Origin of the sequence: Actimicrobium sp. GrIS 1.19 (genome assembly GCF_035984655.1) — a bacterium.
Taxonomy (GTDB): domain Bacteria; phylum Pseudomonadota; class Gammaproteobacteria; order Burkholderiales; family Burkholderiaceae_D; genus Actimicrobium.
Genome location: NZ_JAXCHT010000008.1, coordinates 49,939 through 67,288 on the forward strand (window position 1 = coordinate 49,939; position 17,350 = coordinate 67,288).

The 17,350-nt window shown below is 60.0% G+C and carries 19 protein-coding genes; 5 read left to right on the forward strand and 14 right to left on the reverse strand.

The window, feature by feature from the left end:
- Window positions 1-131: 131 nt before the first annotated feature.
- The 6 genes from RCH09_RS08015 to rpsP form a co-directional block, all read right to left on the reverse strand.
- Window positions 132-1,088: a CobD/CbiB family protein gene (locus RCH09_RS08015; RefSeq protein ID WP_326940541.1), complete on the reverse strand. Its 957-nt coding sequence runs from the start codon at window positions 1,086-1,088 to the stop codon at window positions 132-134.
- 102 nt (window positions 1,089-1,190) lie between these two features.
- Window positions 1,191-1,862, reverse strand: a complete 672-nt coding sequence (locus RCH09_RS08020) for a CoA pyrophosphatase (RefSeq protein ID WP_326940542.1) — start codon at window positions 1,860-1,862, stop codon at window positions 1,191-1,193.
- Between the two features lie 137 nt (window positions 1,863-1,999).
- Complete coding sequence (gene rplS / locus RCH09_RS08025) at window positions 2,000-2,386, reverse strand: 50S ribosomal protein L19 (RefSeq protein WP_326940543.1); 387 nt, start codon at window positions 2,384-2,386, stop codon at window positions 2,000-2,002.
- A gap of 114 nt (window positions 2,387-2,500) precedes the next feature.
- Window positions 2,501-3,247, reverse strand: coding sequence for a tRNA (guanosine(37)-N1)-methyltransferase TrmD (gene trmD, locus RCH09_RS08030; protein WP_326940544.1), 747 nt, complete (start codon window positions 3,245-3,247; stop codon window positions 2,501-2,503).
- Window positions 3,248-3,327: 80 nt separating this feature from the next.
- Window positions 3,328-3,855, reverse strand: a complete 528-nt coding sequence (rimM, locus tag RCH09_RS08035; RefSeq protein ID WP_326940545.1) for a ribosome maturation factor RimM — start codon at window positions 3,853-3,855, stop codon at window positions 3,328-3,330.
- A 48-nt stretch (window positions 3,856-3,903) separates the two neighbouring features.
- Window positions 3,904-4,155 (reverse strand): 30S ribosomal protein S16, encoded by a 252-nt coding sequence (gene rpsP / locus RCH09_RS08040; RefSeq protein WP_326940546.1) that lies wholly within the window; start codon window positions 4,153-4,155, stop codon window positions 3,904-3,906.
- A 190-nt stretch (window positions 4,156-4,345) separates the two neighbouring features.
- On the opposite strand from rpsP, the gene RCH09_RS08045 reads away from it, so the two are divergent.
- Window positions 4,346-4,762 carry an NINE protein gene (locus tag RCH09_RS08045; protein ID WP_326940547.1) on the forward strand — a complete coding sequence of 139 codons (417 nt, stop codon included), beginning with the start codon at window positions 4,346-4,348 and terminating at the stop codon, window positions 4,760-4,762.
- Window positions 4,763-4,780: 18 nt separating this feature from the next.
- Here the strand turns inward: RCH09_RS08045 and RCH09_RS08050 are convergent, their stop codons facing one another.
- From RCH09_RS08050 to ugpQ, 8 genes are all read right to left on the reverse strand, one after another.
- Window positions 4,781-6,571: an acyl-CoA dehydrogenase gene (locus tag RCH09_RS08050; protein ID WP_326940548.1), complete on the reverse strand. Its 1,791-nt coding sequence runs from the start codon at window positions 6,569-6,571 to the stop codon at window positions 4,781-4,783.
- Window positions 6,572-6,663: 92 nt separating this feature from the next.
- A complete protein-coding gene (locus RCH09_RS08055) occupies window positions 6,664-7,593 on the reverse strand; it encodes an electron transfer flavoprotein subunit alpha/FixB family protein (protein ID WP_326940549.1) in 930 nt (309 codons plus the stop codon).
- A 60-nt stretch (window positions 7,594-7,653) separates the two neighbouring features.
- Window positions 7,654-8,406: an electron transfer flavoprotein subunit beta/FixA family protein gene (locus tag RCH09_RS08060; RefSeq protein ID WP_326940550.1), complete on the reverse strand. Its 753-nt coding sequence runs from the start codon at window positions 8,404-8,406 to the stop codon at window positions 7,654-7,656.
- Between the two features lie 224 nt (window positions 8,407-8,630).
- Entirely contained in the window at window positions 8,631-8,858 is a 228-nt protein-coding gene (locus RCH09_RS08065) for a sulfurtransferase TusA family protein (protein WP_326940551.1), read from the reverse strand.
- 80 nt (window positions 8,859-8,938) lie between these two features.
- Window positions 8,939-9,463 (reverse strand): NUDIX domain-containing protein, encoded by a 525-nt coding sequence (locus RCH09_RS08070; RefSeq protein WP_326940552.1) that lies wholly within the window; start codon window positions 9,461-9,463, stop codon window positions 8,939-8,941.
- A 4-nt stretch (window positions 9,464-9,467) separates the two neighbouring features.
- Complete coding sequence (alaS, locus tag RCH09_RS08075) at window positions 9,468-12,077, reverse strand: alanine--tRNA ligase (protein WP_326940553.1); 2,610 nt, start codon at window positions 12,075-12,077, stop codon at window positions 9,468-9,470.
- A 117-nt stretch (window positions 12,078-12,194) separates the two neighbouring features.
- Window positions 12,195-12,782, reverse strand: coding sequence for a hypothetical protein (locus RCH09_RS08080; protein ID WP_326940554.1), 588 nt, complete (start codon window positions 12,780-12,782; stop codon window positions 12,195-12,197).
- A 111-nt stretch (window positions 12,783-12,893) separates the two neighbouring features.
- Entirely contained in the window at window positions 12,894-13,637 is a 744-nt protein-coding gene (gene ugpQ, locus RCH09_RS08085; RefSeq protein ID WP_326940555.1) for a glycerophosphodiester phosphodiesterase, read from the reverse strand.
- Window positions 13,638-13,740: 103 nt separating this feature from the next.
- On the opposite strand from ugpQ, the gene RCH09_RS08090 reads away from it, so the two are divergent.
- From RCH09_RS08090 to RCH09_RS08105, 4 genes are all read left to right on the forward strand, one after another.
- The gene (locus RCH09_RS08090; RefSeq protein WP_326940556.1) at window positions 13,741-14,979 is read left to right on the forward strand and encodes a CaiB/BaiF CoA transferase family protein; all 1,239 of its coding nucleotides are present in this window, start codon (window positions 13,741-13,743) and stop codon (window positions 14,977-14,979) included.
- 128 nt (window positions 14,980-15,107) lie between these two features.
- Window positions 15,108-15,488, forward strand: a complete 381-nt coding sequence (locus RCH09_RS08095; protein ID WP_326940557.1) for a DUF2306 domain-containing protein — start codon at window positions 15,108-15,110, stop codon at window positions 15,486-15,488.
- The gene (locus RCH09_RS08100) at window positions 15,485-16,528 is read left to right on the forward strand and encodes a sensor histidine kinase (RefSeq protein WP_326940558.1); all 1,044 of its coding nucleotides are present in this window, start codon (window positions 15,485-15,487) and stop codon (window positions 16,526-16,528) included. The genes RCH09_RS08095 and RCH09_RS08100 overlap by 4 nt, the downstream gene beginning before the upstream one ends.
- A 5-nt stretch (window positions 16,529-16,533) precedes the next feature.
- Window positions 16,534-17,307, forward strand: coding sequence for a LytR/AlgR family response regulator transcription factor (locus RCH09_RS08105; protein WP_326940559.1), 774 nt, complete (start codon window positions 16,534-16,536; stop codon window positions 17,305-17,307).
- Window positions 17,308-17,350: the final 43 nt, after the last annotated feature.

Below are 17,350 nucleotides of genomic sequence, written 5' to 3' on the forward strand. Positions count from 1 at the left end.
CCGGGTTCCAGAGTGAACAGGGCAAAAGGCCCGGGATCACATTGATCCATTACGTTCGGCAGAATTATATCTTATAGAAGACTACGGCCACAGATGTGCGCCAGCCAGCAGTCGGCCCAAGGCCGTAATGTTCAGCCGAGCCAGACGGCCATCGATAGCAGCAGCAACATCAACATCCATAACAGCAATGCCCGCCAGACCAAACCCACGGTGCTTTGCAGGGCGCGCGCGTTGGGCTCCTCGCCGGGCGGAACCTCCCCTTCGATCAGTTCCGGATCCGGATTGGACAGGTCCTCCGGCATCACAATGGCCGCGCTCTGCAATGGCGTACCGAGCCGAATTCCCAATGCGCCGCCGCCGGCTGCGAGAATGATGCCAACCGCCTCATCCTGCCAGCGACTGGCGAAATTGCGCCACGCATAAATGGCATCTTCAAAATTGCCAACGATGGCAAACGCCACCGCGGTCAGGCGCGCCGGTATCCAGTCGATCCAGTAGAAAGCGCGTGCTGCGAACACACCGAACACTTCGTTCTTCATGTGGTCCGGCTCATTCCAGGCGCGCGCCAGATATTCGGCGACGCGATACATCACCGCACAGGCCGGCCCGACCGGCATCAGGAACCAGAAGAACACGCCAAATACATTGCGGTGGGTCGTCACCAGCGCCTTCTCGACCGCGACCCGGGCAATTTCACTGGCTTCCATGCCGCTGGTATCCTGCCGGGTCCAATCGGCAAGCAGGCTGCGGGCGGTCACGTCGTCGCCATTGGTCAATGCCAGCTGAATCGACGAGTAGTAATGACTGTAATGACGAAATCCCAGCGTCAGATACACGATCAGGATATTCCAGGCAAGCGCCGTAAACGGGCTGATGCGCAGGGCCAGCCAGTAGATCAGGCCGGTGGGAATCATCAGCGACAGCATCACGACGAACCAGCCCAGCTTGCCATGGTGCGCGTGCCCGGCGTTAAACCAGGACTCCATGCGCGCCGCCAGCAGCTTGATGGCCCCATAGATCGGGTTGTCGGCGCGCAGCGGTTTCAACTGCTCGATTAACAGCGCACACAGGATGGAAAGAAATGTCATCGAACCGCCTTTAAAATCGCGTCGCCGTTACAAAGCCCGGCAACGTGCAAAAATAAACCCATACAGATGTTGTGCTGTACCCGAGGCACGCCGGATACCCCATCAAGCGCGCATGAAATGAAACAGGTTGCGCAGCATGCCGGCCGTCGCCCCCCAGATAAAAAACCGCTCGTAGGGCATCGCGTAAAACGTCCGGCGTCCGGCGCCATCGGGCAACTCGACCACGCGCCGCTGATGATGCATGCCATTCATCAGAAAAGCGAGTGGCACCTCGAAAATTTCGGCGACTTCAAAGGGTTCGGCGCGCAGTTCGAACGGCGGCTGGATCAGCGCCACTACCGGCGTAACGCGATAGCCGGTTGCGGTCACATAGTCCGGCAAGGTACCGATGACATCGATGTGTTTGCGCGTCAGGCCGATTTCCTCCTCGGTTTCGCGCAACGCAGTATCGATTGCCGAACCGTCTTGCGGGTCTGCACGCCCGCCTGGAAAACTGATTTGACCGCCATGATTGGTCAGATGGGCGGTACGTTGCGTCAACAACATGGTCAATCCGTCAACCCGTTCGATAATCGGCAACAGCACCGACGCTGCGATCAGACTGACCCCGGCCATGCGCATCAGATGCTCGTCGGTTTGCTCATGCTCCCATGCGCCAGGTTCGGCAAAACGCTGTCGCAACCAGGCCGCAGTGAGTCGCTCGTCATGCAACGAGCGCTCGCCGGCGACCGAGTCAACGGGAATCAGTTCTGGATCAAAAAGCAATTTGGACAAAAGCGTATTCCGAAAGCATCTAACTACAAAAGTATCGACTGTTTTCCCGACAGCCACAACCGCACCGTGCACAACGACGAAAATAAAAAAGGGCACCCTGCGGTGCCCCTTTGACGTGCCTTGTTGCGACAGCGCGATTAAGCAGCTGCTTTTTTCGCAGCAACGCGACGGTTTGGCAATTTTTCCTTGATACGCGCCGATTTACCGGAACGCTCGCGCAAGTAGTACAGCTTGGCGCGACGGACATCACCGCGACGCTTGACTTCGATCGAAGCGATCAACGGCGAGTACAACTGGAATGTACGCTCGACGCCTTCACCGGATGAAATCTTGCGGACGATGAAGTTGGAATTCAGACCACGGTTGCGACGTGAAATCACGACGCCTTCGTATGCCTGGGCACGCTTGCGGGTACCCTCGACGACGTTGACGCTGACGATGACGGTGTCGCCCGGTGCGAAATCGGGAATGGTTTTACCCAAACGCGCAATTTCTTCTTGCTCAAGTTGCTGGATCAGATCCATTTTTTACTCCTGATGCCATCTTGCCAGCGCCGGATGTTTGCACACCGTGTTGCCCGGTAGAGGATGGGGTTAAACATGCGGACAATGCCAGGCACTGTCCTCGGGGTCGATCAACTACAAACTACTTAAAAAATCTTCGTCGCGCCGGCTCAGCAAACCTGCCGCACGTGCCTTCTGGATCAGGTCGGGACGTTTGCGCAACGTTGCTGCCAACGCCTGCTGCCTGCGCCACACCCCAATCTCGGCGTGATGACCGCCCAGCAAGACTGGCGGAACCGTCACTCCCTCGAACACTTCCGGCCGCGTGTAATGCGGATTATCCAGCAAGCCATTCACAAAGCTGTCTTCCACTGCAGAAGCGTCGTCATGCAACGCTCCGGGCAATTGTCGAATCACTGCGTCCATCAGCGCCATCGCCGGCAACTCACCGCCGGACAGGACAAAATCACCAAGGCTGATTTCTTCGTCCACACAGCGATCGATCAGGCGCTGATCAACTGCTTCATACCGCCCGCACAGCAGCACCAGACCCGGCTCGTCGGCCAATTGCATCACGCGCTGATGCGTCAACGGCTGCCCCTGCGGCGAAAGATAAATCACCCTTGGCGGCACCAGCCCCAACTCCATCTGGCGCTGTCGCGACGCAGTGATGGCGGCCTCCAGCGGCTTGGCCATCATCACCATCCCAGGACCACCGCCATACGGGCGATCATCCACGGTTCGATGATTGTCGGTGGTGAAATCACGTGGATTCCACAGGTGCAAATCCCATTTTTTCTGATCGAAAGCCCGTCGCGTGATTCCTGACTGCGTCAGGGCGCTGAACATTTCGGGAAAAAGCGTGACAACATCAAACTGCATTGATGACCTCGGCTACCGGGAGACGAAACAGTCCGACGACACGTACCGGCGATGCCACCAGTCGCGTCATGTCAGACGTTCTAATAATCCAGACCCCAGTCGACGGTAATCTTCTTGACCTTCTGATCGACCGTCTTGACGAACTGGTCAACGAACGGGATCAATATTTCCTGCTGCGGCTCCAGCTCGACTGCGCCGGCCGGTTGCACGCGCAGGATCGGATGCGCACCGTTGTCCATCATGTCATGGACCGTTCCGATGCACTGGCCTTGCAAATTCTCGACTTCCAGGCCGATCAGATCGACCCAGTAAAATTCACCGTCAGGCAGTGCCGGGAAATGACTGCGCGGAATTTGTACCGAAGTGCCTTTCAGCGCCTCAGCCGCATCCCGCCCCGACACACCCATCAACTGCGCGACTACATCCCCGCTATGCATCTTGGCCTGCAACATGTCGACATCGCGCAGTTCCGGCTTGTCCAGCCACCAGACCCGCGCGCTCAACAGCGCATCACCACTGACCGAAAACGGTTTGATCCGCACCCAGCCATTCAAACCATACGCGCCAGACACGTAACCCACCTGCACCAGATCATCGGGAACAATCATTCCCGATGCGCTTTTGCGTGGCAAATTGTCTGACAACGCCGGTTCTGCTTAAACAGCTTTTTGGGCAGCTTGAGCGACCAGGCGAGCGACGGTCGGCGACAATTGCGCGCCAACGCCTTCCCAGTACGTCAGGCGATCCTGACCGATACGGACGGACTCTTCGCCGCCGGATGCGACCGGATTGTAAAAACCAATACGCTCGATGAAACGGCCATCGCGGCGATTGCGCGAATCCGTAACAACGATATTAAAGAACGGGCGCTTCTTGGCGCCTCCACGAGCTAAACGAATAACGACCATAATATTTCCAATAAGTGTATCAAACGCGGAAAAAGCCGCAAATTATAGCTTGGTTCAGCCGGTCGCCGCAAGGCTTTCGGCCAATTGGCAGCGAATGCCAGTTACTGCGTTGCATTGCAAGGATGGGGACGCTGGTGCACACTGCGACTCGCCCGTATTTTCATCCTGTTTTCGACTGCGTATTCAATACATGCCATCCAGACATCGCAACAAAACCTTCGCCACCCTGCTCGCTGCCACCACCGGAGGCATCGGCCTGCATCGCTTCTACCTGCGCGGCGCGTCTGACAAATGGGGATGGCTGCATCTGGCGACGGTGCCGCTGACATTGCTGGTTGTCGCGCTGAACATCGGCGAACATGGCTTGTTTCAGGCCGGCGCCCTGGTGCTGTCAGTGCTCGCCGGGTTTCTCGAGGCACTGGTGCTGGGCTTGACGCCTGACGACAAGTGGGACCAGCAATTCAATACCGATTCCGGCCGGACGTCGGATTCGCGCTGGCCCCTGGCGCTGGTCCTGGTGCTGACGCTAGGCATCGGCGTCACCCTGCTGATTGCCGCCATCGCGCGCAGCTTCGATCTGCTCATTACCGGTGGCGCATTCGGCTGAAGGCGCCACCGGCTGTGCTCAGAACTGGTCTTCGGTGAGCGCCATCACACCGGCGCTGCCTTCGACAATGGCGGCGCGATAACCCGAAGCCTGCGCCAGGAAGTGGTCGGCGAAGAAGCGCGCGGTACCGATCTTGGCGCGATAGAAGCTGGCGTCACCGCTTTTTGCAGTCAGCTTCTGCTCTGCGATGAGCGCTGCACGCGCCATCTGCCAGCCGCCCAGCACGATGCCAGCCATTTTCAGATACAGCACGCTACCGGCAAACACGCCCTTGATATCGGACCTGGCATTGCCGACGACGAAATCAATCACATCCTCCAGCGCTTGTACGCCATCGGCCAGCCGGCCACGGATAGCTTTCAGATCCGCTGAATCACTGCCTTCCAGATCGGCCACTGTCTGGCGCGCCTGCGCAAGAATCGCCTTGGCATTCGCGCCGCCATCACGCACGGTCTTGCGACCAATCAGATCGTTGGCCTGAATCGCCGTGGTGCCTTCATAAATGGTCAGAATCCGCGCGTCACGGTAATACTGCGCAGCGCCGGTCTCTTCAATGAAACCCATTCCGCCATGAATTTGCACACCCGTCGACGCCACTTCGATGGACATTTCGGTCGACCACCCCTTGACGATCGGCACCATGAATTCATAGAACGCCTGATTCGCCTTGCGCGTCGCCGCATCAGCGTCGTGATGCGCAGCATCGTGCGCTGCTGCCGTGACGTACGACAGTGCGCGCGCGGCCTCGGTTTGAGCGCGCATCGTCATCAACATGCGTCGCACATCGGGTTGATGAATGATCGTCACCGGCCCGGCCGAACCGGTCAGATCACGCGATTGCACCCGATCCTTGGCGTAGCCGACTGCCTTCTGGTAGGCGCGCTCGGCCACGCCGATACCCTGCATGCCGACGGCAAAACGCGCCGCATTCATCATGATGAACATGTATTCAAGGCCGCGATTCTCTTCCCCGACCAGCGTGCCGATCGCGCCACCGTGGTCGCCGAATTGCAGCACTGCCGTCGGGCTGGCCTTGATGCCGAGCTTGTGCTCGATCGAGACACAATGCACGTCGTTGCGCGCGCCAACCGAACCGTCGGCATTCGGCATGAACTTCGGTACCAGAAACAGCGAGATCCCCTTGATGCCTTCCGGCGCATCCGGCGTACGCGCCAGCACCAGATGGATGATGTTCTCGGCCATGTCATGCTCGCCGTAGGTGATGTAGATCTTGGTGCCGAACACCTTGAAGGTGCCATCGCCCTGGGGCACGGCGCGCGAACGCACCATCGCCAGATCCGAGCCGGCCTGCGGCTCGGTCAGATTCATGGTGCCGGTCCATTTGCCGGAAATCAAATTCTCGAGATAGGTTTTCTTCTGCGCATCGGTGCCGGCGGTCATCAGCGCCTCGATGGCGCCATCAGTGAGCAACGGACACAGTGCAAACGACAGATTAGCGGAATTGAGCATCTCGATGCACGGTGTCGCAACCAGCTTCGGCAGACCCTGGCCACCGAAGTCGACCGGATGCTGCACACCTTGCCAGCCAGCGTCACCAAATGCCTTGAAGGCTTCCTTGAAGCCCTTGGTGGTGGTGACAACGCCGTCACGCCAACTGCTTGGCGCCTGATCGCCGGGCCAGTTCAACGGGGCGATCATTTCGCTGCAGAATTTGGCATTCTCTTCCAGCACCGCCTCAACGGTTTCCGGAGTCGCATCTTCACAACCAGGCAAGGCATTCACGGCAGCCAGACCAGCCAGCTCGTTCAACACGAACATCATGTCCTTCAGCGGGGCGACGTAGCTCATTTGTTACTCCAGAAAAAAGTGAGACGGAAAAAATTTCGGGCAGGAAGGCGGCGCATCTTCTGCCGCGCTCCTGCCCGTTTCGACTGCGGGAATTAACCCAGTTCGGTAACCAGCTGCGGAACGATATCGAACAGGTCGCCCACGATGCCGTAGTCAGCCACCGAAAAAATCGGCGCTTCGGAATCCTTGTTGATGGCAACGATGGTCTTCGAATCCTTCATGCCGGCCAGATGCTGAATCGCACCTGAAATGCCGACCGCAATGTACAACTGCGGCGCAACGATTTTTCCGGTCTGTCCGACTTGCCAGTCGTTCGGCACATAGCCGGCGTCGACCGCCGCGCGCGAGGCGCCCATGGCAGCACCGAGGCGATCGGCCAGCGGCTCAAGGATCTTGAAGTTGTCGCCCGAACCCATGCCGCGGCCGCCCGAGACGATCACCTTGGCAGCCGTCAGCTCCGGCCGGTCCGACTTGGCCAGTTCGCGCGAGACAAACGCCGACTTGCCCGAATCAGCCACCGCAGCGACATTTTCGATCGGCGCCGAACCGCCCGTTGCGGCCGCATCGAAGCCGGTGGTGCGCACGGTGATTACCTTGATGGCATCGAGCGATTGCACGATGGCGATCGCATTACCGGCATAAATCGGACGCTCGAATGTGTCGGCGGCATCCACTTTGGTGATCTCGGAAATCTGGCCGACATCGAGTCGCGCCGCCACGCGCGGTGCGATATTCTTGCCGTAGGCCGTGGCCGGGGCGAGGATGTGCGAATAGGCCGGAGCCAGCGCCAGCGCCTGCTCGGCGACGTTCTCGGCAAGCCCGTCGGCAAACGCGGCGGCATCGGCCATCAGCACTTTGGCAACACCGGCGATTTGCGCTGCCGCTGCCGCCGCCGCATTGCAGTTGTGCCCGGCGATCAGCACGTGGACATCGCCGCCGCAGGCGATCGCGGCAGTAATGGTGTTGAGGGTGCTACCTTTTAACGAAACATTGTCGTGTTCAGCAATGACGAGTGCGGCCATGATGGATTCCCGATTGGTGCCGCGGCGCGGTGCGCTGCGCGGCGTTGAATTGATGAAAGCTTATTGAATGACTTTGGCTTCGTTCTTGAGCTTGGCGACAAGTGTTGCGACGTCCGGCACGAGGATCCCGGCCGAGCGCTTTGGCGGCTCGCTGACCTTCAGCGTCTTCAAACGTGGCGTGACGTCGACACCCAGATCCGCAGGCTTGACCACTTCCAGCGCTTTCTTCTTGGCCTTCATGATGTTCGGCAGTGTCACGTAGCGCGGTTCATTGAGGCGCAAATCGGTCGTGACAATGGCAGGCAGCGTCAGTGACAGCGTTTCCAGACCGCCATCGACTTCGCGCGTGACCGCAACCTTGTCGCCGTCGATCACGACTTTGGAAGCAAACGTCGCCTGCGGCCATCCGAGCAATGCGGCCAGCATCTGGCCGGTCTGGTTGCAATCGTCGTCAATCGCCTGCTTGCCGAGAATGATCAATTGCGGCTGTTCCTTGTCGGCCAATGCCTTGAGCAACTTGGCCACGGCCAATGGTTGCAGTTCGACATCGGTTTCGACCAGCACTGCACGGTCGGCGCCAATGGCCATTGCCGTGCGCAGGGTTTCCTGGCATTGCGTGACACCGCAGGACACCACGATCACTTCGGTTGCCTTGCCGGCTTCCTTGAGTCGCATGGCTTCTTCGACGGCGATTTCATCGAATGGATTCATCGACATTTTGACGTTGGCGATATCAACACCCGAACCGTCGGATTTGACGCGGACCTTGACGTTGTAATCCACCACACGCTTGACTGGAACCAGGATTTTCATGGGTCTGCCTTTAAAGAAAATCGAATTGACGTAAACGTAAACTAGCCGAGATTATAAGAGAGAAATCATCCCGGTCACGAAATTTAGCACGATCGTACTATTAGATGCTGGAGTAAAGCCTCTAACCGAGTCTCGCACGTTGCCATATGCAGGGAATTGATACGACTGCGCCACCTTGACGACTATGCCCGCAAACTCCGGGCGCGTCGTGGTGACAATGCGGATTACTTGCGCTTCATGAAGAACACGAATTCCTTGTTCTCATCAGTCAATGCCAGCAATTCATTGCCGGTTTGCTTGGCGAATGCCTGAAAGTCGCGCACCGATCCGGGGTCTGTTGCCGTCACGCGCAACACTTGCCCGCTGGTCATGTCTGCAAGCGCTTTCTTTGTTTTCAGAATCGGCAGCGGACAGTTCAACCCGCGTGCATCGAGCTCTTTATGAAAATCCATGACGGTGATCTCGAATCAGATAGTTTGGTGTAGGCAAATTCTACCGGAAAAACGCATTCCATTGACGCGCCGCAGCACCATCATGGCCCAAGTTCAGGTAAATCGACATACTCGAACGGCATGCCGCGCGCCGCCATCCAGTCCGCCACCGCGTGGCCGGTGCCTGCGCGCCATGGCCGCAGCCGCTCTGGCGCCACCAACCGGAACTCCAGCAACTCTTCCGACAACTGAATTTCGCCCGTCGCTTTGACATGGTAGGCGATGATCAATTCGTTCTTGCGGATGAATTCATAGACGCCAATCAAGACGATCGCGCCGGCATCCAGATTGGTCTCTTCTTTCAGTTCACGGGCGATGCCCTGCTCCGGTGTTTCGCCGCGCTCCATGAAGCCGGTAATCAGGGCGAAGCGTTTTTCCGGCCAGGCCGCATTGCGCGCCAACAGAATGCGGCCCTCGACTTCAACCAGCGCAGCCAACACCGGCAAGGGATTGTCCCAATGCGTCCAGTGCCCGGTCGGGCAGCTCACGCGCTGCTTGCCAGTGTCGGTGTCGGGCCGCATCGTCAGCGGCACCGCACACACAGGGCAAAAACGCAGGTCGCTCATGACCTCACAGCTTGCCGTCAATCCAGCCCGGCACGGCGAGCAGGGCCGCTGCCAGTCCGGCAGGATCGGTGCCGCCAGCTTGCGCCATGTCGGGCCGTCCGCCGCCTTTGCCGCCCACCTGCTGCGCCACGAAATTGACCAGGTCGCCGGCCTTGATGCGCGCGGTCGCGTCGGCAGTGACGCCGGCAATCAGGCTGACCTTGCCGTCGTTGACTGCAGCCAGCACGATCGCGGCGGTCTTCAGTTTGTCCTTGAGCTTGTCCATTGTTTCGCGCAGCGCGGTGACGTCGGCACCGGCCAGCGTCGCCGCCAGCACCTTGATGCCCTTGATGTCGACCGCCTGCGTGACCAGCTCATCGCCCTGGTTCGCGGCCAGTTTCGACTTCAGGCTGACCAGTTCCTTTTCCAGCGCCCTGACATGATCCTGCACCTGTCCGATGCGTCCGGTCAGTTCCTCGGCCGGCACTTTCAGCGCGCTGGCCGCCTCGTTGACGCGCTGGCTCAACGCCTGCACCAGCGCCAATGCGCCCTCTCCGGTGACTGCTTCGACGCGCCGGATTCCGGCAGCGACGCCGCTTTCGGCAGTGATCTTGAACAGACCAATGTCGCCGGTTCGACTGACATGCACGCCGCCGCACAATTCCTTCGACGAGCCGATCCCGAGCACCCGCACTTCGTCGCCGTATTTTTCGCCGAACAACGCCATGGCGCCGTATTTGACCGCGTCGTCGTACGACATCAGTTGCGCCTCGGTGGCGACGTTGGCGAGAATCTCGCGATTGACGATCTGCTCGACCTGACGAATTTCATCGGCGCTCAACGGGCCGTTATGACTGAAGTCGAAGCGGGTCTTGTCCGGATCGACCAGCGAGCCCTTTTGCGCGACATGCGCACCGAGCACTTCACGCAGCGCCTTGTGCATCAAATGCGTGGCCGAGTGATTGCGAATGGTGCGGCCGCGGGTGGCGATGTCGACGCGCGCGCTGAGCTTGTCACCGATGGCGAGCGTGCCAGTGGCGAGCGTACCGTGATGGCCGAACACGTCGGTCTGGATCTTGAGCGTATCGGCAACCCTGAATTCGGCCCCGGCGCCAACCAGTGTGCCGGTATCGCCAACCTGCCCGCCGGACTCGGCATAGAACGGCGTGACATCGAGTACGACGATGGCGTCCTGTCCGGCCTGCACGCGTTCCACTGAAGCGCCATTGACATACAACGCAATCACGCTGGCATCCTGCTCCAGCGCGTCGTAGCCGACAAAGCGCGTCTTCTCGCCGCTGTACTCGACCGCTGCAGCCATCTTGAATTTACCGGCGGCGCGCGCCGTCACACGCTGCTGCTCCATTGCCACCTGAAAGCCCGCCTCATCCAGCTCGACCTTGCGTTCGCGACAGATGTCGGCAGTCAGGTCAAGCGGGAAACCAAAGGTGTCGTACAACGTGAACGCGGTTTGTCCATCGAGTCGGGTCGGGCTTGCGACCAACGCGGCTTCGAGAATTTTCATGCCATGTTCGAGCGTCTCGCCAAAGCGTTCTTCTTCCTGCTTGAGCACCTGCTCGACGCGCGTTGCCGCCTCGGTCAATTCAGGATAGGCCGCTCCCATTTCCAGCACCAGGTCCTGCACCAGCTTGAAGAAGAACGGCCGGGTCTGACCCAGCTTGTGACCATGGCGCAGCGCGCGCCGAATGATCCGGCGCAGCACATAGCCATGCCCTTCGGCGCCGGGGATGATGCCGTCGACGATCAGAAACGCACAAGCGCGAATGTGGTCAGCGATCACTTTCAGCGAATTGTCGGTCAGGTCGGTGGTTCCGGTTTCGCGCGCGGCAGCCTTGATCAATTGCTGGAACAGGTCAATGTCGTAGTTGCTGTGCACATGCTGCAGCACTGCCGCCAGCCGCTCCATCCCCATGCCGGTATCGACGCAGGGCTTTGGCAGGCGCGGCATGTTGCCATGCTCGTCGCGGTTGAACTGCATGAACACCAGGTTCCAGATTTCGATGTAGCGGTCGCCGTCCTGATCGGCGCTGCCCGGCGGCCCACCCCAGATTTCAGGACCGTGGTCGTAAAAGATTTCGCTGCAAGGGCCGCAGGGACCGGTGTCGGCCATTTGCCAGAAATTGTCGGAGGCGTACGGCGCCCCCTTGTTGTCGCCAATGCGCACGATGCGTTCAACCGGCACGCCGATTTCGTTGGCCCAGATGTCATAGGCTTCATCGTCGTCCTGATAGACCGTGACCCACAGCTTCTCTTTCGGCAATTGGTACACGGTGGTCAGCAACTCCCACGCATACTGGATCGCTTCGCGCTTGAAGTAATCGCCAAAACTGAAATTGCCCAGCATCTCGAAAAAAGTGTGGTGCCGCGCCGTATAGCCGACGTTCTCGAGGTCATTGTGCTTGCCGCCGGCACGTACGCACCGTTGCACCGAGGTCGCGCGGCTGTAGGCGCGGGTATCGGTTCCAAGGAAGACATCCTTGAACTGCACCATCCCGCTGTTGGTCAGCAGCATGGTCGGATCGTTGCCCGGCACCAGTGGACTTGAGCGCACGATGGCGTGCCCTTTGGATTCGAAGAACTTCAGGAATTTGGCGCGAATTTCTGTGGATTTCATGGTGTCGGAAGTAGGGTGAGATCGATGCGGCGAGCGCCCGATTATACGTGATCTGTCCATGAAAAAAGCCCGCCGGAAGCGGGCGGGCCTGTTTGCAAAAGCGCCTGGTCGGATTGATCAGCCTTTTACTTGCGCGTCATGGCGCTGGCGGGCGATGCGTTTGGACTGGCGATTTTCATTGTGCTGGATGCGGGCTTGCTCGTTTGCACCGACGTGGCCATCGACCCCGGCGCGCGCCTCGATGCGGCTGTCCTTCGCCTGACCACGCTCAAGTTTGGCGGCTTCGCGCTTGGTCAACGAGCCGTCCTTGACACCGTTCTCAATCCGTTGCTGCTGATTGATGTTGCGCTGGGTGTCGGCTTGCATGCGCTGGCTGGAGGCTGAATTCGGATTGCCGGTCTGGGCATCGGTTTTCTGGGCGCGGATGTCGCCGCTGACTTTGTTCTGCATTCCTTGAATGCGGGCTTTTTCGGCGGCGCTCAGCTTGCCGTCCTTCATCGCATTGGCTTCGGTACGCTCGACGCGGGCTTCTTCGCCTTGCAGTCTGGCGGCTTCGCGGGTATTCAACTGGCCCGATTTCAGTCCGTTTTCGATACGCGTTTGTTGATTGATATCGCGCTGGACTTCGGTTGCAGCGGTTTGGGCGAAGGCAGATGCCGACAACAGGGCTACCAGCAGAGCAGGAATCAGTTTCAGGTTTTTCATGATCGGTCCTTTTTGGTTATTGGGCGCAAGTGTTTGCCCGCACTGCATTAAACCGGCTTCTCCCTGTCGGCGGTTGCGGTTTGCTGTAACGCGCGTTACGAGAAGTAAGCATCACGAAAACCGGGCGTCGATCAGATCAATCCGGTCGGTGCAGAAGCCATTGACACCCCATTCCAGCAACGTGCGGGCGCGCTCGGGCGTATTGACGGTGTAGCAAAACAGGCCGAACCCGGCCGCCGACACCGCCGCGGCCTGTGCCGCAGTGAGATTGGCCTGGTTGGCATGCAACGCCACTGCCCCGAGCTGGCGCAGGCGCGCCAGCCAGTCGTCAGGAATCCGGTCGACCAGCCAGCCGCGCGGAATCCCCGGCGCTGCCTGTTTCGCCGCCAGCATGGCCGCATACGAAAAGGACGACAGCAGTGGCACCGCCTGTTCTGCGGCGACCCACTCTTGCGTCAAGGCGGCGACCGTCGCGCCCGTGATTTGCTCGAAACCGGCGGCTGGCTTGATTTCGACGTTCATCCAGATACCGTGCTCGGCGCAGAAAGAAAAGGCTTGCCGATAGGTCGGCACCGGCTCGCCGACGAACGCATCGCTGAACCAGCTGCCCGCATCCATCGCTGCCAGTTCGGCCGCCGTCGCAGTCGACACGCTGCCGCCTGCGCGCACGGTGCGGCCGAACTGCGCGTCGTGCATCAGGATGGGCACGCCATCTTGCGATAACATCACGTCGAACTCGACGGCATGAAAACCGTGCGCCAATCCACACCGCAATGCCGCGATCGTGTTTTCCGGGGCGAGGCTGCCGCCGCCACGGTGCGCGACGATGCGGGGGAATGGCCAGCGCGCCGTCATCGGAGTGCCTTCATCGGTGTTCCTTCATCGGTTCTCCTCGGTGAGCAGTGAGTGTAAAGCGGCCATCCGGCTTCCACAGGATTTTTTGAAAGGTCTGCGCACGATGTCAACAGGTACCCCTCCTTCCGCGCTCGGCCACTTGCGCATTCTCGACCTGACACGGGTGCTGGCCGGCCCATGGTGCGCGCAGAACTTCGCCGACCTCGGCGCCGATGTGATCAAGATTGAACGCCCCGGCAGCGGCGACGACACGCGCGCCTGGGGACCGCCGTATCTGCGGGACGCCGCTGGCAACGAGACCACCGAAGCGGCCTATTACCTCGCGGCGAATCGCGGCAAGCGTTCGCTGACCGTGGACATCGCCAGTGCCGAGGGCCAGCAAATCATCCGCGCGCTGGTCATGCAATCGGATGTGGTGCTGGAAAACTACAAGGTCGGCCAGCTGAAAAAATATGGCCTCGATTTCGCCTCGCTGCAGCTGTTGAAGCCGGATCTGGTGTTCTGCTCGATTACCGGGTTTGGTCAGGACGGCCCCTACGCGCAGCGCGCCGGTTACGATTTCATCGTGCAGGGTATGGGGGGCTTCATGTCCGTCACCGGTGAGCGCGACGAGCTGCCCGGCGGCGGTCCGCAAAAGGCCGGGGTGGCAATTTCCGACTTGATGACCGGGATGTACGCCACAGTTGCCGTGCTGGCCGCGCTGTCGCATCGCGACCGTACCGGCGAGGGCCAATATATCGACCTTGCGCTGCTCGATGTACAGGTGGCGATGATGGCCAACATGGGCACCAACTATCTGGCCAGCGGCATGCCGCCAAAACGGTGGGGCAATGCGCACCCGAATATCGTGCCGTACCAAACCTTCGCCTGCGCGGACGGGCATCTGATTATCGCGGTCGGCAACGACGCCCAGTTTCGCAAATTGGTCACGGCCGGTGGCTGTGCTGCGCTGGCCGACGATGCGCGCTTTGCGACCAATCCACAGCGGGTCGCGCACCGTGAAGTGCTGGTTGGCATGCTGGCGGAAATGATCGCGCAAAAATCGAAACAGGAATGGATTGCGCTACTGGAAAGCGTCGGCGTGCCATGCGGCCCGATCAACAATCTGGAGGAAGTCTTCGACAATCCGCAGGTGATCGCACGCGGCCTGCGCGTCGACCTGCCGCATCCGTGCGGCGCCGCCGCCAAACTGGTCGGCAGCCCGATGCGCATGTCGGCCACACCGCCCGTGTATCCGGGTGCGCCGCCCTTGCTCGGTCAGCACACCGACGAAATCCTGCAGGACCTGCTGGGGCATTCGGCACAGCAGATCGCGGCATTGCGCGCCAGCGGCGTGGTTTAGCGGCGTGCATCTGGCGCCGCCGGAACGCCCTTTCGCCGATCCGAAGCAGCACTTCGTCGCAATCGACTCGCTTGGCCACCCCATGGCATCGACACTCCTGTCATCAAGTTCATTTCAGGAGCCACGTCATGTCATTTCCACCGATCATTCTTCTGCATGTCGCCGCCGCCAGCGCGGCGTTGATGACGGGCGCGTTCGTGCTGGCGCGCGCAAAAGGCACGACACGCCATCGTCAACTGGGGCGCGCCTGGGTCGCGTTGATGCTGATCACGGCACTGTCGTCGTTCGGCATTCGCACCAATGGCAACCTGTCCTGGATTCACGGACTGGCGCTCTGGATCATTTTTTCGCTCGGCATGGGATTGCTGCGGATTCACCAACGCAATGTCATCCGACACTTGCGCTGGATGCGTGGCAGCTATGTCGGGTTGCTCGGCGCCGGCATGTTTTCGCTGATGCCACACCGTAGAATGGGCCAACTGTTGTTGCAATCGATTGGAGCACTGTGAATCTCTCGCGACTCAATGATTTCCTGTGCGGCTGGCGGCGCTCGATTGTCCCGGTACTGGTGATCTGCGCACTGTGCGCCGTCATGCTGACCTGGGTGATCGGCATGCACTTCGCCTTCTGGCCGAACCTGGTGTTCTCGGTCTGCATTGGCATGACCACGATGACCTTGATCCGCGGTGGCTATGCGCTGCTGTGGGGCGACGGACGCCCGGCAACATGGGGGCTGGGGGCGCTGGTGACGGTAGCTGCACCGGCCGGCTTCGTGCTGGGCGGCGCATTGGCATCGGCCATGCTTGGTTTACCGTTCACGAACTTTGGCCTGAACCACCTGCATGCCAATACGGCAGTGCTGGTCATGAGCGTGCTGGTGAGTCTGCTGGCGACCTGGTATTTTTGGACCCAGGGCCGGCTTGAGCGGATGAAGGCCGACACCGCGCTGACCGAGCAACGGGCCCTGGAAGCCCGCATGCAGCTGTTGCAGGCGCAGATCGAACCGCACATGCTGTTCAATACGCTGGCCAATCTGCAGGGGCTGATCACGCTTGATCCGCAACGCGCACAGCATTTGCTGGATCAATTGATTCACTACCTTCGCGCGACATTGTCCTCATCCCGCTCGGCACTCAACACGCTGGAGCAAGAGTTCGCATTGACCGGCGCCTATCTCGAATTGATGTCGATGCGGATGGGGAAGCGTCTGAGCTATACGCTGGAATTGCCGGCCGAACTGACTGGACTGAAGGTGCCGCCGATGCTGCTGCAACCGCTGGTGGAAAACGCCATCCGGCATGGCCTCGAACCGAATATCAGCGGCGGCAACGTCACTGTCTCGGCCACGCTGCAGCAGAACGTGCTGACCCTGTCGGTGCGCAACAACGGGCTCGGGCTCGATCAACCGGGCGTCGCCGGCGACGGCATTGGAACCGCCAATGTGCGCGAGCGCTTGCGCTTGTTGTATGGCGCCAGCGCGACGTTTTCGCTCAGCCAGAATCAGCCGGCGGGCGCACTGGCCCAACTCACCATTCCGATGAAATCGTGACCACCATGACTGCATTGATTGCCGAAGACGAACCGATCCTGGCGCAAATGCTGGTGCACGCGCTGCAACGCCTGTGGCCGGAATTGCAGATCGTGGCAGTCGTCGATAACGGCGTCGCAGCAGCGCAGCAGGCGCTGACACTGCAACCCGAGATCCTGTTCCTCGATATCAAGATGCCGGGCCAATCCGGCCTCGAGGTGGCGCGCGAGCTGGCCGACGAGTGGCCCGACGGGGTCGCCTTTCCGATGCTCGTGTTCGTCACCGCGTATGAAGAATTTGCCGTGCAGGCGTTCGAGCACGCCGCTGTCGACTATCTGTGCAAACCGATCAATGACGTACGGCTGGCAAAAACCATCGAGCGCCTGCGGGTCCGGGCACGACAACCGACCCGCCAACTCGACGACATCGTTCAGCAACTGCGTGCGCTGGTCCCCGCGATCGCGCCAGCGGCAGCGCGCTTGACGATGCTGCGGGCCGCCGTCGGCAATCAGGTGCGCATGATTCCGGTGGCAGAGGTGGTGTATTTCGAAGCCACCGACAAGTATCTGCGCGTGGTGTGCGCCAACGGCGAATCGCTGATTCGCCTGAGCCTGAAAGAATTGATGCCGCAACTCGACCCCGATCAGTTCTGGCAAATCCATCGCCGCACCCTGGTCAACGCGGCCTGCATCGAACTGGCGCAGCGCGATGACGCCGGCAAACTCAGTGTGCGCTTGCGGGGACGTCCCGAACTGCTGCGCGTGAGCCGCCTGTTCGCGCACCTTTTTCGTCAGATGTAGCGCGATTGGCTATGGTAATGTCGGGCTTCGTAAAAACCACAAC

What these genes read in the sequence shown, in the direction of transcription:
- RCH09_RS08080 (WP_326940554.1), bottom strand. Translation starts at nt 12,782, where the DNA reads ATGAAAAACCTGAAACTGATTCCTGCTCTGCTGGTAGCCCTGTTGTCG.
- RCH09_RS08090 (WP_326940556.1), top strand. Translation starts at nt 13,741, where the DNA reads ATGTCAACAGGTACCCCTCCTTCCGCGCTCGGCCACTTGCGCATTCTC.
- RCH09_RS08070 (WP_326940552.1), bottom strand. Translation starts at nt 9,463, where the DNA reads ATGAGCGACCTGCGTTTTTGCCCTGTGTGTGCGGTGCCGCTGACGATG.
- rplS (WP_326940543.1), bottom strand. Translation starts at nt 2,386, where the DNA reads ATGGATCTGATCCAGCAACTTGAGCAAGAAGAAATTGCGCGTTTGGGT.
- RCH09_RS08055 (WP_326940549.1), bottom strand. Translation starts at nt 7,593, where the DNA reads ATGGCCGCACTCGTCATTGCTGAACACGACAATGTTTCGTTAAAAGGT.
- alaS (WP_326940553.1), bottom strand. Translation starts at nt 12,077, where the DNA reads ATGAAATCCACAGAAATTCGCGCCAAATTCCTGAAGTTCTTCGAATCC.
- RCH09_RS08105 (WP_326940559.1), top strand. Translation starts at nt 16,534, where the DNA reads ATGACTGCATTGATTGCCGAAGACGAACCGATCCTGGCGCAAATGCTG.
- RCH09_RS08060 (WP_326940550.1), bottom strand. Translation starts at nt 8,406, where the DNA reads ATGAAAATCCTGGTTCCAGTCAAGCGTGTGGTGGATTACAACGTCAAG.
- RCH09_RS08015 (WP_326940541.1), bottom strand. Translation starts at nt 1,088, where the DNA reads ATGACATTTCTTTCCATCCTGTGTGCGCTGTTAATCGAGCAGTTGAAA.
- RCH09_RS08050 (WP_326940548.1), bottom strand. Translation starts at nt 6,571, where the DNA reads ATGAGCTACGTCGCCCCGCTGAAGGACATGATGTTCGTGTTGAACGAG.
- RCH09_RS08065 (WP_326940551.1), bottom strand. Translation starts at nt 8,858, where the DNA reads ATGGATTTTCATAAAGAGCTCGATGCACGCGGGTTGAACTGTCCGCTG.
- trmD (WP_326940544.1), bottom strand. Translation starts at nt 3,247, where the DNA reads ATGCAGTTTGATGTTGTCACGCTTTTTCCCGAAATGTTCAGCGCCCTG.
- rpsP (WP_326940546.1), bottom strand. Translation starts at nt 4,155, where the DNA reads ATGGTCGTTATTCGTTTAGCTCGTGGAGGCGCCAAGAAGCGCCCGTTC.
- rimM (WP_326940545.1), bottom strand. Translation starts at nt 3,855, where the DNA reads ATGATTGTTCCCGATGATCTGGTGCAGGTGGGTTACGTGTCTGGCGCG.
- ugpQ (WP_326940555.1), bottom strand. Translation starts at nt 13,637, where the DNA reads ATGACGGCGCGCTGGCCATTCCCCCGCATCGTCGCGCACCGTGGCGGC.
- RCH09_RS08045 (WP_326940547.1), top strand. Translation starts at nt 4,346, where the DNA reads ATGCCATCCAGACATCGCAACAAAACCTTCGCCACCCTGCTCGCTGCC.
- RCH09_RS08095 (WP_326940557.1), top strand. Translation starts at nt 15,108, where the DNA reads ATGTCATTTCCACCGATCATTCTTCTGCATGTCGCCGCCGCCAGCGCG.